This is a genomic window from Micromonospora sp. WMMA1923 (assembly GCF_049179195.1).
GTDB classification, from domain to species: domain Bacteria; phylum Actinomycetota; class Actinomycetes; order Mycobacteriales; family Micromonosporaceae; genus Micromonospora; species Micromonospora yangpuensis.
Map to the genome: position 1 here is coordinate 4,439,061 of NZ_JBMHLZ010000001.1, position 14,330 is coordinate 4,453,390.

The 14,330-nt window shown below is 70.9% G+C and carries 14 protein-coding genes and 1 pseudogene; 13 read left to right on the plus strand and 2 right to left on the minus strand.

Translation table 11 applies throughout. From position 1 onward, the window contains the following. Window positions 1-11 precede the first annotated feature (11 nt). Window positions 12-338, plus strand: coding sequence for a DUF3817 domain-containing protein (locus tag ACN28G_RS20090; protein ID WP_421480117.1), 327 nt, complete (start codon window positions 12-14; stop codon window positions 336-338). A gap of 215 nt (window positions 339-553) precedes the next feature. Beyond that, window positions 554-1,528: an NlpC/P60 family protein gene (locus ACN28G_RS20095; RefSeq protein ID WP_421480118.1), complete on the plus strand. Its 975-nt coding sequence runs from the start codon at window positions 554-556 to the stop codon at window positions 1,526-1,528. A gap of 91 nt (window positions 1,529-1,619) precedes the next feature. On the opposite strand, the gene ACN28G_RS20100 is transcribed toward ACN28G_RS20095, so the two are convergent. Beyond that, window positions 1,620-2,609 carry a sigma-70 family RNA polymerase sigma factor gene (locus ACN28G_RS20100; protein ID WP_175440813.1) on the minus strand — a complete coding sequence of 330 codons (990 nt, stop codon included), beginning with the start codon at window positions 2,607-2,609 and terminating at the stop codon, window positions 1,620-1,622. 557 nt (window positions 2,610-3,166) lie between these two features. Here ACN28G_RS20100 and ACN28G_RS20105 point away from each other — a divergent pair. Further along, the gene (locus ACN28G_RS20105; RefSeq protein ID WP_421480119.1) at window positions 3,167-3,967 is read left to right on the plus strand and encodes an SDR family NAD(P)-dependent oxidoreductase; all 801 of its coding nucleotides are present in this window, start codon (window positions 3,167-3,169) and stop codon (window positions 3,965-3,967) included. A 433-nt stretch (window positions 3,968-4,400) separates the two neighbouring features. On the opposite strand, the pseudogene ACN28G_RS20110 reads toward ACN28G_RS20105, so the two are convergent. After that, window positions 4,401-5,040: pseudogene (locus tag ACN28G_RS20110) on the minus strand (dTMP kinase); the annotation flags it as partial. A gap of 158 nt (window positions 5,041-5,198) precedes the next feature. Here ACN28G_RS20110 and ACN28G_RS20115 point away from each other — a divergent pair. The 10 genes from ACN28G_RS20115 (at window position 5,199) to ACN28G_RS20160 (ending at window position 14,240) form a co-directional block, all read left to right on the plus strand. Further along, window positions 5,199-5,780, plus strand: a complete 582-nt coding sequence (locus ACN28G_RS20115) for a nucleotidyltransferase family protein (protein ID WP_091442807.1) — start codon at window positions 5,199-5,201, stop codon at window positions 5,778-5,780. Further along, window positions 5,777-6,052 carry a hypothetical protein gene (locus ACN28G_RS20120; RefSeq protein ID WP_091442809.1) on the plus strand — a complete coding sequence of 92 codons (276 nt, stop codon included), beginning with the start codon at window positions 5,777-5,779 and terminating at the stop codon, window positions 6,050-6,052. The genes ACN28G_RS20115 and ACN28G_RS20120 overlap by 4 nt, the downstream gene beginning before the upstream one ends. A gap of 10 nt (window positions 6,053-6,062) precedes the next feature. Further along, complete coding sequence (locus tag ACN28G_RS20125) at window positions 6,063-6,839, plus strand: metallophosphoesterase family protein (RefSeq protein WP_091442812.1); 777 nt, start codon at window positions 6,063-6,065, stop codon at window positions 6,837-6,839. Then, complete coding sequence (locus ACN28G_RS20130) at window positions 6,830-6,970, plus strand: GPGG-motif small membrane protein (protein WP_175440634.1); 141 nt, start codon at window positions 6,830-6,832, stop codon at window positions 6,968-6,970. The genes ACN28G_RS20125 and ACN28G_RS20130 overlap by 10 nt, the downstream gene beginning before the upstream one ends. A gap of 144 nt (window positions 6,971-7,114) precedes the next feature. Further along, window positions 7,115-7,609 carry a TspO/MBR family protein gene (locus ACN28G_RS20135; protein ID WP_091442816.1) on the plus strand — a complete coding sequence of 165 codons (495 nt, stop codon included), beginning with the start codon at window positions 7,115-7,117 and terminating at the stop codon, window positions 7,607-7,609. Between the two features lie 238 nt (window positions 7,610-7,847). Then, entirely contained in the window at window positions 7,848-9,191 is a 1,344-nt protein-coding gene (locus ACN28G_RS20140) for an ABC transporter substrate-binding protein (protein WP_091442820.1), read from the plus strand. A gap of 68 nt (window positions 9,192-9,259) precedes the next feature. After that, window positions 9,260-10,309: a carbohydrate ABC transporter permease gene (locus ACN28G_RS20145; protein ID WP_091442824.1), complete on the plus strand. Its 1,050-nt coding sequence runs from the start codon at window positions 9,260-9,262 to the stop codon at window positions 10,307-10,309. A gap of 1 nt (window position 10,310) precedes the next feature. Continuing rightward, the gene (locus ACN28G_RS20150; protein WP_091442827.1) at window positions 10,311-11,279 is read left to right on the plus strand and encodes a carbohydrate ABC transporter permease; all 969 of its coding nucleotides are present in this window, start codon (window positions 10,311-10,313) and stop codon (window positions 11,277-11,279) included. Window positions 11,280-11,343: 64 nt separating this feature from the next. Further along, a complete protein-coding gene (locus tag ACN28G_RS20155; protein WP_091442830.1) occupies window positions 11,344-12,474 on the plus strand; it encodes a LacI family DNA-binding transcriptional regulator in 1,131 nt (376 codons plus the stop codon). Between the two features lie 92 nt (window positions 12,475-12,566). After that, on the plus strand, window positions 12,567-14,240 hold the full coding sequence (locus ACN28G_RS20160; RefSeq protein ID WP_421480948.1) for a glycoside hydrolase family 13 protein: 1,674 nt from the start codon (window positions 12,567-12,569) through the stop codon (window positions 14,238-14,240). Window positions 14,241-14,330 lie beyond the last annotated feature (90 nt).

Sequence of the window (14,330 nt, forward strand, 5' to 3'; positions counted from 1 at the left end):
ACGGACGCAAGGTGGGCGCAGCCCTTATCCGGTACCGCGTCATCGCCTGGATCGTGGGCGTGGTGCTGATCCTGCTGGTCGTGATCGGGATGCCACTGAAGTACGGCTTCGACGAGCCGGTCGTGGTGGAGACCATCGGCCCGGCGCACGGCTTCCTCTACATGGGGTACCTGGTGGCCGCCTTCGACCTGTCCCGGCGGGCCGACTGGCCGTTGAAGCGGATGCTCGCGGTGATGCTCGCCGGCACGGTGCCGTTCGTCTCGTTCTGGGCCGAGCGCCGGGTCAGCCGGTGGGTGGCGGTCCGGCCGGAGCGGACCCCGGAGACCGTCGCGAGCTGACCCAGGACGACGGTTCCGTCACTCAAAGTGATGAAAGTGTGGTCCGTTTGGCCACATTAACCACACTGACCTCGGCAACCGCTGCCCTTCACTCCGTCCCCGCGTTACGTTGATCTAGCCGGACCGGTCCACCGCCGTCCACCAGGACGGCCCCGGCCCGGTGCCGCTCCGGAGTTCCACGCCGGGTCGGCCGCTGGGAGAGGAGCCCGCCGCTCTTGTCGTCCCTGAGGGATCTGGTACGCCCACTGCTGGTCGTCGGCCTGGCCGCCGCCCTGGTCGTCCCCGCCGTGCCGGCCTCGGCCGAGCCGACGCCGGCCCAGTTGACGCAACAGATCGACAAGTCCTCGACTGAGCTGGCCCGGGTGGTCGAGTCGTACAACGAACTCAACGAGAAGATCAAGGCCAACAAGGCACGCGTGGTGAAGCTGCAGGAGCGGATCGGTCCGCTGGAGCAGCAGACCGAGCAGAGCCGCGCCGACGTCGGCGAGATCGCGGTCACCGCGTACAAGTCCGGGGGTCTGCAGGCCGTCGACGCTCTGCTCAGCTCGGGTGGCTCCAGCTCGTTGGCGGAGCGGCTCGGCACGCTCGACACGCTGACCCGACAGCGGCAGGAACGCATCGCCGGGTTCACCACCACCCAACGCCGGCTGCTCGACGAGAAGGCCCGGCTGAACACCACGCTGGAGCAGCAGGCCGGCCAGGCGAAGCAGTTGTCCGCCGGCAAGAAGCGGATCGAGAAGGACCTGGCGAAGCTGTACGAGCTGCGTCGGGCCGCGTACGGCCGGGCCACCGAGAAGCCGGCCCGCAAGGCGGGCAGCGCCGCCAACGACGCCCCGGCCGTCTCCGGCCAGGCCGGCAAGGCGGTCCGCTTCGCGTACGGGGCCATCGGCAAGCCGTACGTCTGGGCCGCCTCCGGCCCCAACGGGTACGACTGCTCCGGCCTGACCTCGGCCGCGTGGCGGGCGGCCGGCAAGTCGCTGCCGCACAACACCAAGATGCAGTGGAACGCCGTGTCACACATCAGCCGCAGCGAGTTGCGCCCGGGTGACCTGGTCTTCTACCGCAGTCTCGGGCACGTGGCGCTCTACGTCGGCGGCGGTCAGGTGATTCACTCGCCGACCTTCGGCCGGCACGTCGAGAAACGCGACGTCGACCTGATGCCCCCGTACGGCTACGGCCGGGTCCGCTGACCCACCGCCCGCCGAACACGGCGAAGGCCGGTGCCCGCTGGGGCACCGGCCTTCGTGGTCGGTAGGGGGGTGTCCGGGGGAGGGTCGACGGTCAGGCCGCCTGGAGCCCTTCGGCCCGGGCCAGCTCACGCAGCCGGCCGAGCGCCTGGATCTCCAGCTGACGGATCCGCTCCCGGGAGAGCGAGAACCGCGAGGCGACCTCGGTCAGCGAGTGCTCACGGCCGTCCTCCAGGCCGTACCGGGCGCGCATGATTCCGGCCGACCGGTCGTCGAGGTGGTTGAGCAGTCCCTCGATGCGCTGCCGCTCCAGACCGGTCAGGACGATCTCCTCCGGCGACGGGGCGTCGCTGTCGGCCACCAGATCGCCCAGGTTGGTGTCGCCGTCGTCGCCCACCGGGGTGTCCAGCGACACCGTGTCCTGGGACCACCGGACCAACTCGTTGACCCGCTCCACGGTGACGCCGAGGGCGGTGGCGATCTGCTCCGGCTCCGGGTCGCCGCCCAGCTCACGGGTGAGCTGACGGGCCACGTTGCGCATCCGGTTGACGTCCTCCACCAGGTGCACCGGCAGCCGCACGGTCCGCTCCTGCTGGGCGATCGCCCGGCTGATGGCCTGGCGGATCCACCACGTCGCGTAGGTGGAGAACTTGTAGCCGCGCTCGTAGTCGAACTTCTCGACGGCCCGGACCAGGCCGGTGTTGCCCTCCTGGATCAGGTCCAGCATGGGCATGCCCGAGCGGACGTAGCGGCGGGCGATCGAGACGACCAGCCGCAGGTTGGCCCGGATGAAGAGGTCCTTGGCCCGCTCGCCCTCGGCGACCACCCGCTCCAGGTCGTCCCGGTCCACGCCGTCAGGGACACGGTCCTCCCCGAGCAGGTGCTCGGCGTAGAGGCCGGCCTCGATCGCCTTGGAGAGGTCGACCTCCTTGGCGGCGTCCAGCAGCGGCGTCCGGGAGATTTCGTGAAGGTAGACTCCGACCAGGTCGCGCTCCTCGGCAACCTCGTCGGTCCGCATTCCGATGTTCTTGTCCACGTTTCCCACGGTCCCCTCGCTAGCGCCGGTTACCCGGTTCCTTGCCATCCCCACGTTCATCAGCCCTCCCCCGTCCCTCTGCAGTGCCCCACCGTGCTGACACCTACACAACAGCGGGGACGTGTCGGGGATTCCTTGTCGTGATTCGAAGCTGTCACGAACGCCTGAATATCACCTGTGAGCGCGGTCCATGTTTGCTGTCAGCACCCCCGTCAGGTGACTCTCCGTGGGCACCGGATGCGGGGTAGGCAGGTCGGCGGATCGACGTCCGCTCCTGGGCATCGCACCATTGCGCGCCCCGGGGCACAGCGATCCGGGTCACCACCCGTCTGCGATCCTGGTCACTTCGGAGTACGGCCCGGCACGCCGCGCGGTTCATCCCGCACCCAGATGAATACCCCACGGCAGGTCCAACAATCCGGGACGAGCCGCCCGTCCCGGCCGAGACGTGTCCTGCGTCGCACCGGGTGACCGGCGGCGACACGGCCGCACCGGACGGCGACCGGGTGCGACGGCAGGAGCGCACCGGACGCGGCCCGTGCCCGGACGGCACCGGCGGTCAGCCAGGACGACCGCCGTCCGGTCGCCGGTCTACGGTGTCCCCCATGAGGGCAGAGCGCACGGTGTTGGTGACCGGAGGCAGTGGTGGGCTGGGCCGGGCGGTCACCGTCGGCTTCGTCGAGGCCGGTTGGCGGGTGGTCGTACCGGAACGGGCCGACTCGACGGCCGACGGCCGGACCGGGGCGGATCGCGGCACGGACGGCGCGGCGGGGGCCGACCGTGGGGCGGACGGCGCGGCGGGGGGCGATCGCGGGGCGGTCGGCTCGGCCGGGGCGGACCGTGGCTCGCGGGCCTGGGTCCGGGTGACCGCGGACCTGACCGATCCGGCCGGGGCGGCGCGGGCGGTCGAGGCCGCCGTCGCCGACCCGGCGGCCCCGCTGCGGGCCGTGGTCAACCTGGTCGGAGGGTACGCCAGCGGTGGGCTGGTGCACGAGACCCCGATCGAGGACTTCGACCGGATGCTGACCCTCAACCTGCGCCCGACGTACCTGGTCACCCGGGCCGCCCTGCCGCACCTGGTGGCCGCCGGCGGCGGCTCGGTGGTCTGCGTCTCGGCTCGCGCGGCCCTGGCCCCGTTCCCGGGCGTCGCCGGCTACGTGACCGCGAAGGCGGCCGTGCTCGCGTTCGCCGCCGCGGTGGCCGTGGAGTACCGCAGTTCGGGCGTGCGCTGCAACACCGTGCTGCCCAGCGTCATCGACACCCCCACCAACCGCGCCGCCATGCCCGGGGCCGACCACAGCAGGTGGGTCAGCCCGGCCGAGATCGCCCCGGTGATCCGGTTCCTGGCCGGTGCCGAGTCCGCCCCGACCAGCGGCGCGAGCGTGCCGGTCTACGGCCGGGCCTGAGTCACCGGCTCCGCCCGACCGACCGGGTCGACGTGGGCCTTATGGCCGACCGGGTCGGCGTGAGCCTTACGGCCGACCGGGTCGGCGTGAGCCTTCCGGCCCGGCGGTTGGGCGCGGGCCGGTTCCGGTAGCACCATCTCCGGGATGACCACCTCCGGCCCGATCGGCTCCCCCACGATCGCCTCCGGCACCGTCGGCACCGGCAGGGTCCGCTCGGCCCGGACGGCCCCCTCCGAGGGGACCGGTTCGGCCGGTTCCGGCACCGTGCGCTGTCCCGTTCGGGTGGGCCGCCCGGGATCGGCCACGGCAACCGGGCCGGGCACAGCCGCCGGGCCGGGCACAGCCGGCGGATCGGGCACGGCCGCCGGGCCGGGCACAGCCTGCGGATCGGATACAGCCGCCGGGCCGGGCACGACCGCCGGGCCGGGCACGACCGCCGGGCCGGGCAGCCAGCCGGCGAGATGGGCCTGGATCTGGCGGGCCACCTCGTCCGTCGGGCGGCCGGCGTCCACGACCACGAACGCCGGGTACTCCGGCAGCGTGCGGTAGGCGAGGTCGACGGCGGACAGGTAGGCCATGCTCTCGTGGTCGGTGCCCCGACGCTCGATCCGGCGGTATGCCTCGTCCGGGTCGAGGGCGAGCAGGAAGGTCACCGTCGGGGGCGGGAACACCCGGTAGGAGATCCGGGCCAGCCGCTCCCAGCGCTGTCCACCGTGCACCCGGGTGCTGACGTACTGGCAGGCCGCGTAGCGGTCCATCACCGCCGTCCGGCCGGTGACCAGGCAGCTCAGCAGCGCGGTCGCGATGGCCAGCCAGCGCAGGACCGACTCGACCGCGAGCAGGCCGCTGCGGCCGATCAGCCGTTGGGCGTCCGGCCGGCCGAGCCGCTGTGCCACCCGGCCGAGCCAGCGTCGACCGCCCGCGTTGCGGTGGTAGGTGGCGGGACGGCCGGCGGCGGTGAGCGCCGTGGCCAGTTGGTGGGCCTGGGTGGTCTTGCCCGATCCGTCGATGCCGATCAGGGCGACGGCGCGCAACCGGGCTGTGCCGCGCCGCGCCCGCCGTGATCTGGACACCCTCCACAGGTTAACCGACGCTCGCTCCCTGGAAGATTTGCCGCCTTTGTGGCATACCGTCACCGAACGCGCCCAAGGCAGGTGTGGGCGACCGGAACGCCGGGTACGCAACGGTGAATCCAAGGACCCGCCCTCGGGTCGATCGATGGGAGACATAGATGGCGGAGCGCGGGGACGAGACACTGGTACACACCCTCAAGAAGGTCGCCGCCGTGCTCAAACAGTCCGAGATCCCGTTCGCACTCGGCGGCAGCTTCGCCGTGTACGCCCACGGCGGGCACTCCGGCGACCACGACGTGGACTTCCTGATCCGGGCCCAGGACAGTGACCGCGCCCTGGAGGAGCTGGTCGCGGCCGGTTTCACCGCCGAGCGGCCGCCGGAGGACTGGCTGGTCAAGGTCTTCGACGACGACCGGATGGTGGACCTGATCCACCGGCCGATCGAGACCCCGGTGACCGAGGAGACCTTCGCCGACACGGTCGTCCGGCCGGTCGACGCGATCAACATGCCGGTGCTGTCGGCCACCCAGTTGATGGTGCACAAGCTGCTCAGCTTCTCCCAGCACTACTGCGACTTCGCCCGCGGCCTGCCGCTGGCCCGGTCGTTGCGGGAGCAGATCGACTGGGAACGGGTACGGAAGGAGACGCAGCACTCGCCGTACGCGGAGGCGTTCCTGGTGCTGCTCGACCGGCTGGACGTGGTGCCCGTGGGCGCACCGGGAGGGAAGGGGACACCGTGACCGAGCACCGCGACATCGGCGCCGGACCACCTGACGAGTACGTCGAGGCGGAGATCCACCGGCTGCTCGCCGAGGATCCGGCCGTCGCCGAGCAGGGCATCACCGTGGTACGCCGGGAACGCGGCCTGATCCTGTACGGCGAGGTGGAGAGCGCGCACCGCCGGGACGAGATCCTGCGCCGGGTCACCGAGCGCTTCCCGGACGTGCCGATCAGCAGCGACATCGGGGTGATCCGCGCGCAGGCGCCCTCCGAAGTCGAACAGTTGCCGTGAGGGGGGTTCCATGGTGATCCGGATCGCCGCCGTCGGCGACGTACACATGGACGAGGACGTGGTCGGCCGGTTCCGGCCGGCGCTGGACGAGCTGCCCGGCCAGGCCGACGCGCTGCTGCTCGCCGGGGACCTGACCCGGCACGGCACCGCGGCCGAGGCGCGGTGCGTGGCGCGTGAGTTCGGTGGGCTGGGGGTGCCGGTGGTGACCGTGCTCGGCAACCACGAGCACCAGTGCGACCAGGTGCCGCAGGTGGTGGAGGTGCTCACCGACGCCGGCATCACCGTGCTGGAGGGCGACGGCATCGTGCTGGAGTGTCCCGGGGGACGCCTCGGCGTGGCCGGGGTGAAGGGCTTCGGCGGTGGCTTCGCTGGCCGGTGCGCCAGCGACTTCGGCGAGCCGGAGATGAAGTCCTTCGTCCGGACCACCACGGAGAGCGCCGACGCGCTCGGGGCGGCACTGCGGGGACTGGAGTGTGACCTGCTGGTCGCGTTGACCCACTACTCGCCGGTGCCCGACACGCTGGCCGGTGAGCCGCTGGAGATCTACCCGTTCCTCGGCTCGTACCAGTTGGGACAGGCGATCGACTCGGCGCCGACCGCGCTGGCCCTGCACGGGCACGCCCACCACGGCTCCGAGCGGGGCACCACCCCGGGTGGGGTACGGGTCCGCAACGTCGCCCATCCGGTGATCAAACAGGCGTACAGCATCTTCGAACTCGGCGATCATCTGGCCGAGAATCGGGTTTCCGAAATCAGTGGGGCGGGTATTCAGCGGCCATGGAGCTGATTCTCTGGATTCTCGCAGTCGTCCTGATCGTTGCCGGCGTGCTGGCCCTCTTCCGCAAGCAACTTCTCTGGGGCATCGTCCTCATCGTCGTCGGGCTGGTGATCGGCCCGGGCTTCGGCGTCTTTGGTTAACCCCGCCCGTCCCGTAGACCCGCCGGGGTCGTCGTGACCGGACTCCGTCCTCCCAGACAGGAGCCTCCGGCCACGGCGACCCCGGCGTCCTCTTTTCCGGTGCCGTCTGGTTTGTCCCGCGGCGCGGCCGGGCATTCGGTGGGTATGGCGATCCGCGACAGCGTCCGACCGCGTTCCGGGGCCCGCAACTGGTGGGCCCTGCTGGGGTTCGGCGCCGCCGTGCTGGTCGCCGCCGTCGTCGGCGGCCTGGCCGCCAGCGACGCCAGTGGCGAGTACGCCAACCTGAACCAACCCTCCTGGGCGCCGCCGTCGTGGCTGTTCGGACCGGTCTGGACCGCCCTGTACGCGACCATCGCGGTGGCCGGCTGGCTGGTCTGGCGGCGGGTGGGTTTCGGTCCGGCGACGTACGCCTGGATCGCCCAACTGGTGTTGAACGCCGCCTGGACCCCGCTCTTCTTCGGTGCCGGCCGGTACGGTCTGGCGTTCGCCGAGATCGTCCTGCTGTGGCTGACCATCGGTGTCACCGTCGCACTGTTCTGGCGGGCGTTCCGTCCGGCGGCGCTGTTGATGCTGCCCTACTGGGCCTGGGTCACCTTCGCCGCCGCGCTCAACTTCTCGGTCTGGCAGCTCAACAGCTGAGCTGACTTTCGTTCCGGCCCCGGTCACCGACCGGGGCCACTTTTGCAGGTCTGCGCGGTTCGGAGGCGTCGGCTACCCTCGTGGGAGCGTGCCCACGACGTGATGGCCCGGTTTCCGGATCGTTACTCGGTCGTGTCCGCCCAGGGGTGGACCTGGGGAGATGAAAGCGCTTACATGTGTGGACGCCCATCGGACCGGCGCACCCTTGACCTGCGCGCCGGCTAGGAAGGAGGACGGCATGGCGGTCTTTGCCAGACCACGCCAGGCCTTCGTGATCGCCGGCGTGCTCGGGCTGGCGGTCAGCGCCACCGCCTGCAGCAGCGGCGACAGCGGAGAGAGCAACGCCGGCACGGGTGACTGCTCGGCCTACGAGAAGTACGAGGGTCACGACGGCAAGACGGTGACCATCTACTCGTCGATCCGGGAGATCGAGGCCGACCGTCTCGACGAGTCCTGGGCCGAGTTCAGCGAGTGCACCGGGATCGAGATCGACCACCAGGGCAGCAGCGAGTTCGAGGCCCAGCTCCCCGTCCAGGTGGACGGCGGAAACGCGCCCGACCTGGCGTTCATCCCCCAGCCCGGGCTGGTCCAGCGGTTCGCCGCCGCCGGCAAGCTGAAGGCCGCCAGCGCCGACACCAAGGCCATGGCCGAGCAGAACTACTCGCCCGACTGGCTGAAGTACGGCACCGTCGACGGCACCTTCTACGGCGCGCCGCTCGGCTCGAACGTGAAGTCCTTCGTCTGGTACTCGCCGAAGACGTTCCAGGAGAAGGGTTGGACGGTCCCGGAGACCTGGGACGACCTGATCAAGCTGAGCGACACCATCGCGGACAGCGGTACCAAGCCGTGGTGCGTCGGGGTCGAGTCCGGTGAGGGCACCGGCTGGCCGGCCACCGACTGGATCGAGGACCTGATGCTGCGGACGCAGACCCCCGAGGTCTACGACCAGTGGACCACCCACGGCATCCCGTTCAACAGCCCGCAGGTCACCGAGGCGGTCGACAAGGCCGGGCAGATCCTGAAGAACGAGAAGTACGTCAACGGCGGCTTCGGCGGGGTGCGCAGCATCACCACCACCGCGTTCCAGGAGGCGGGTCTGCCGATCCTGGAGAACAAGTGCGCGCTGCACCGGCAGGCGTCCTTCTACGCCAACAACTGGCCGGAGGGCACCAAGGTCGCCGAGGACGGCGACGTCTTCGCCTTCTACCTGCCGGCGGTCGACCCGGCCAAGGGCAAGCCGGTGCTGGGTGGCGGCGAGTTCACCGTCGCCTTCAACGACCGCCCGGAGATCCAGGCCGTGCAGACGTACCTCGCCTCCGGCGAGTACGCCAACAGCCGGGCCAAGATCGGTGACTGGGTGTCGGCGAACAACAAGCTCGACCTGGCGAACGTGCCCAACCCGGTGGACAAGCTCTCCGTGGAGCTGCTGCAGGACAGCAACACCGTGTTCCGCTTCGACGGCTCGGACCTGATGCCGGCCGCCGTCGGCACCGGGACGTTCTGGAAGGGCATGATCGAGTGGCTGAACGGCAAGGACACCGCGAGTGTCCTCTCCGGTATCGAGAGCAGCTGGCCGAACTGAGGTGATCCGGGGCCCGGTCCGCGTCGCGGACCGGGCCCCGGTCTCGGCCGTGACCCGGGGAGGGACGGATGCAGTTCGACTTGGTCGAACATCAAGGCAAGTTCGTGATGCTGTTGTACGGCCTGGTGGCGTTCGTCGTCGTGGTCGGCGGGATGCTCCTGCTGCTCGACGCGGTGCCGGCCTGGTTCGCCCGGCGGCGGGAGGCGCAGTTGGTCGCCGCCTCCGCCAGCGGTGCGCCGCTGCCCCGGCGACCGCGGCGATCCGAAGGGCTCTTCGCGCTCTTCTTCCTGCTGCCGACGGTGCTGCTGCTGCTGATCGGCCTGGTGGTGCCGGCGATCCGCACGACGGTGTTGTCCTTCATGGACGGCGGCAGCACCGAGTTCGTCGGGCTGCGTAACTACGGCTGGATGTTCAGCGAGGACTCGATCGTCCGGGTGCTGCTGAACACCCTGGCCTGGGTCATCCTGGTGCCGCTGCTGGCTTCCAGCATCGGCCTGCTCTACGCGGTCATGGTGGACCGGGTCCGGTTCGAGGCGGCGGCCAAGTCGCTGATCTTCATGCCGATGGCCATCTCGTTCGTCGGCGCGAGCATCATCTGGCGGTTCGTCTACGCCTACCGGGGTGCCGAGCAGGAACAGATCGGCCTGCTCAACCAGATCGTGGTCACCCTCGGCGGTGAGCCGAGGCAGTGGCTGCTGGACTCACCACTGAACACCCTGCTGCTCATCGTGATCATGGTCTGGATCCAGGCCGGGTTCGCGATGGTGGTGCTCTCGGCGGCGATCAAGGCCATCCCGGCGGACATCGTCGAGGCGGCCCGGCTGGACGGGGTCACCCCCTGGCAGATGTTCCGGCAGATCACCCTGCCCAGCATCAAGCCGGCCCTGATCGTCGTGGTGGTGACCATCTCCATCGCCACGCTGAAGGTCTTCGACATCGTCCGGACCTCGACCAACGGCAACTACGACACCAGCGTGGTCGCGAACGAGATGTACAACCAGGCGTTCCGGTACGGCCAGAACGGTCAGGGCTCGGCCCTGGCGGTCATGCTGTTCGTCCTGGTCATCCCGATCGTGATCTACCAGATCCGCAACCTGCGCCAGCAGCGGGAGGGCTGACATGACCACCTCTACTCCCCCGCTCGCCGCCGGCACCCAGGGCAGCAGACCGCCGACGACCACCGCGGCGCGGCGGGTCCGCAAGCGGCTGACCAGCCGTACCGCGACGATCGTGTCGATCGTCATCGCGGCGGTCTGGACCATCCCCACCTTCGGGCTCCTCGTCTCCTCGTTCCGCCCGGAGCAGCAGCTCAAGACCACCGGCTGGTGGACGTTCTTCCGCGATCCGCAGTTCACCTTCGACAACTACCAGCAGGTGCTCTTCGGTCGGGGCGCGTCCTCCGGGCAGCTCGCCGGCTACTTCATCAACTCGTTGGTGATCACCCTGCCGTCGGTGCTCTTCCCGCTCGCCTTCGCCGCGATGGCGGCGTACGCGCTGGCCTGGATCAACTTCCGCGGCCGGGACTGGCTCTACATCGCCATCTTCGCCCTGCAGATCGTGCCGTTGCAGATGGCCCTGGTGCCGCTGCTGAGCTTCTTCTCCCGGGGGGTGAGTGTGGCCGGGGTGACCCTGATGCCGGCCTGGAACCTCGTCGGCGAGGAGCGGTACATCCAGGTGTGGTTCGCGCACACCTGCTTCGCCCTGCCGTTGGCGGTGTTCCTGCTGCACAACTTCGTCTCGCAGTTGCCGAAGGACCTGATGGAGGCGGCCCGGGTGGACGGGGCAACCCACCCGAAGATCTTCCGCACCATCGTGCTGCCGCTGATCGCCCCGGCGCTCGCCGCGTTCGGCATCTTCCAGTTCCTCTGGGTCTGGAACGACCTGCTAGTCGCGTTGATCTTCGCCGGTGGCAGCAGCGACGTCGCCCCGTTGACCGTGCGGCTCGGCGAGATGGCCGGCACCAGGGGCAACGAGTGGCAACGGTTGACCGCCGGGGCGTTCGTCTCGATGGTCGTACCGTTGATCGTGTTCCTCTCTCTGCAGCGCTACTTCGTCCGTGGTCTACTCGCGGGCAGCGTGAAGGGTTGACCCGACCTCCGCCGCCGGCCGCACCCACGGCCGGCGGCGGAGGTGGTCACGAAGCGGGGAGAGCGTGACAAGGATCGACGATGTCGCCCGGCTGGCCGGGGTCTCCACGGCCACCGTCTCCCGGGCGCTGCGCGGCCTGCCGACCGTCTCGGCGGCCACCCGGCACCGGGTGCTCGCCGCCGCCGAACACCTGGAGTACGCGGTCTCGCCGAGCGCGTCCCGGCTGGCCGGCGGCCGGACCGGCACGGTCGCCGTGGTGGTGCCCCGGATCACCAGGTGGTTCTTCAGCACCGTGGTCGAGGCGGTCGAGGAGTCCCTGCACCAGTCCGGCTACGACCTGCTGCTGCACAACCTGGGCGGCCGCCGGCAGATGCGTCAGCGCGTGCTGCAGACCGCCGGCCTGCACAAGCGGGTCGACGCGATCATGCTGGTCGCCACGCCACTGCGGGTGAGCGACCTGACCGCGCTGGGCCGGCTGGACCTGCCCGGGGTGACCATCAGCTCCGGCACCGTCGTACCCGGGTGGCCCTGCGTACGCATCGACGACGTGGCCGCCGCCCGGACCGCCACCCGGCACCTGCTGGATCTCGGCCACCGCCGGATCGCGCACATCTCCGGCGACCCCGACGACGAGTTGGCGTTCACCACCCACCTGGACCGTCGTCGGGGCTACCAGGAGGCGTTGCGGGCGGCCGGGCTGCCGCTCGATCCGAGCCTGGACGTGGAGTCGCAGTTCACCATCGACGGCGGCACCCGGGCCACCGAGGAGCTGTTACGCCGGGGTGACCCGCCCACCGCGATCTTCGCCGCCTGTGACGAGATGGCGATGGGGGCGGTGAGCGCGCTGCGCGACGCCGGGCTGCGGATACCGCAGGACGTCAGCGTGATCGGCATCGACGACCACGACCTGGCCGGGGTGCTCGGACTGACCACCATCGCCCAGCCCGCGGCCGAGCAGGGCCTGCTCGCCGCCCGGGTGCTGCTCGACCCGCTGCGCGGCCTGCTCGACGCTCAGGCCGGCAGCGCAGCCGTCGCCACGACCGACGGCGGCTCCGCCACCCGCGGCGGCTCGGCGACCGGTGCCGACGCGGGTCCACCGCCGGTCGCGGGCGGCGGTGAGCCGGCGGGCCGGTCGGTCATCCTGCCCACCCGACTGGTGGTACGCGCCTCCACCGGCCCACCCCGGGCGGACTGAATCCCGGACGCCGAGCGGAGAACGGCATCACCGGCACCGCCGCTGGGCACAATTGACCCGCGACCGTACGGCTCGACACCCGGGAGAAGACCCTGAACACCAACACGACGCCCCAGGAAGCTGCCCGTTCCACCCCCGGCTGGTGGACCGAAGCCGTCATCTACCAGATCTACCCCCGGTCCTTCGCCGACTCCGACGGCGACGGCATCGGCGACCTGCCGGGCATCACCGCCCGCCTCGACCACCTCGCCGAACTCGGTGTGGACGCGGTCTGGCTGTCCCCGTTCTACCCCTCGCCGCAGGCCGACGCCGGCTACGACGTGGCCGACTACCGGGACGTCGAACCCCTGTTCGGCAAGCTCTCCGACGCCGACCGGCTGATCGCCGAGGCGAAGTCGAGGGGCCTGCGGACCATCGTCGACCTGGTGCCGAACCACACCTCGTCGGCGCACGTCTGGTTCCAGGCGGCGCTGGCCGCCGCACCGGGCAGCGGAGAGCGGCAGCGGTACGTCTTCCGCGACGGGCTCGGCCCGGCCGGTGACGAGCCGCCGAACGACTGGCAGAGCGTCTTCGGCGGGCCGGCGTGGACCCGGGTCACCGAGTCCGACGGCCGGCCGGGCCAGTGGTACCTGCACCTGTTCGACACCGCCCAGCCCGATCTGAACTGGGACAACCCGGAGGTCCGCGCGGAGTTCCTGGACGTGCTGCGGTTCTGGCTGGACCGGGGGGTGGACGGCTTCCGGGTGGACGTGGCACACGGCCTGGTCAAGCAGGCCGACCTGGCCAACTGGGAGGAGCCGCAGGAGATCCTCTCCGGGCAGGAGGTGGACAAGCCGCGCCCGCCGATGTGGGACCAGGACGGCGTACACGAGATCTACCGCGAGTGGCGTCGGGTGCTCGACTCCTACGACGGCGAGCGGATCCTGGTCGCCGAGGCCTGGGTCGAGCCGGCCGAGCGGCTGGCCCGGTACGTCCGGCCGGACGAGATGCACCAGGCCTTCAACTTCGAGTTCCTCCTGGCGGCCTGGACCGCACCGGCCCAGTACGCGGTCGTCACCCGGTCCCTGGAGGCCACCGAAGCGGTCGGCGCGCCCACCACCTGGGTGCTGTCGAACCACGACGTGGTGCGGCACGCCTCCCGGCTCGGGCTGCCGATCGGCACCCCCCGGCCCAACGGCATCGGGGCCGACGACCCGCAGCCGGACGCCGCGCTCGGGCTGCGCCGGGCCCGGGCGGCCACCCTGCTGATGCTCGCCCTGCCCGGCTCCGCCTACCTGTACCAGGGTGAGGAGCTGGGGCTGCCGGAGCACACCACGCTCGCCGACGAGGTCCGCCAGGACCCGACGTACCACCGCACCGGCGGAGCCCAACGGGGCCGCGACGGCTGCCGGGTACCGATCCCGTGGGAGGCCGACGCCCCGTCGTACGGCTTCGGGCCGACCGACGCGAGCTGGCTGCCGCAGCCGACGAGCTGGGCGGAGTACGCCCTGGACCGGCAGCGCGGGGTGCCCGGCTCGACGTACGAGCTGTACCGCACCGCGCTGCGGCTACGCCGGGAACACCAGCTCGGCCGGGGCACGCTGCGCTGGCTGGAGTCCCCCGACGAGGTACTGGCCTTCGCCAACGGCCCACTGACCGTGCTCACCAACTTCGGCGCGACCCCGCTGCCCCTGCCGGCCGGCGCCGAACTGCTGCACACCAGCGCCCCGCTCGACACCGACGGCCACCTTCCCACCGACACCACCGCCTGGCTCCACACCCCCTGACCGGTGGTAAGGAAGGGCCCCTTGTTAACGCTTTCGGTAGAGAGGGTCACCCCGCTCACCGTCAGCCGTTAATAAGGGGCCCTTCCTTAC

Bases quoted from the DNA above. Each gene is read 5' to 3' on its own strand.
- ACN28G_RS20115 (WP_091442807.1), top strand. From the start codon at position 5,199: ATGGCGGAGCGCGGGGACGAGACACTGGTACACACCCTCAAGAAGGTC.
- ACN28G_RS20130 (WP_175440634.1), top strand. From the start codon at position 6,830: ATGGAGCTGATTCTCTGGATTCTCGCAGTCGTCCTGATCGTTGCCGGC.
- ACN28G_RS20125 (WP_091442812.1), top strand. From the start codon at position 6,063: ATGGTGATCCGGATCGCCGCCGTCGGCGACGTACACATGGACGAGGAC.
- ACN28G_RS20135 (WP_091442816.1), top strand. From the start codon at position 7,115: ATGGCGATCCGCGACAGCGTCCGACCGCGTTCCGGGGCCCGCAACTGG.
- ACN28G_RS20105 (WP_421480119.1), top strand. From the start codon at position 3,167: ATGAGGGCAGAGCGCACGGTGTTGGTGACCGGAGGCAGTGGTGGGCTG.
- ACN28G_RS20100 (WP_175440813.1), bottom strand. From the start codon at position 2,609: ATGGCAAGGAACCGGGTAACCGGCGCTAGCGAGGGGACCGTGGGAAAC.
- ACN28G_RS20150 (WP_091442827.1), top strand. From the start codon at position 10,311: ATGACCACCTCTACTCCCCCGCTCGCCGCCGGCACCCAGGGCAGCAGA.
- ACN28G_RS20145 (WP_091442824.1), top strand. From the start codon at position 9,260: ATGCAGTTCGACTTGGTCGAACATCAAGGCAAGTTCGTGATGCTGTTG.
- ACN28G_RS20140 (WP_091442820.1), top strand. From the start codon at position 7,848: ATGGCGGTCTTTGCCAGACCACGCCAGGCCTTCGTGATCGCCGGCGTG.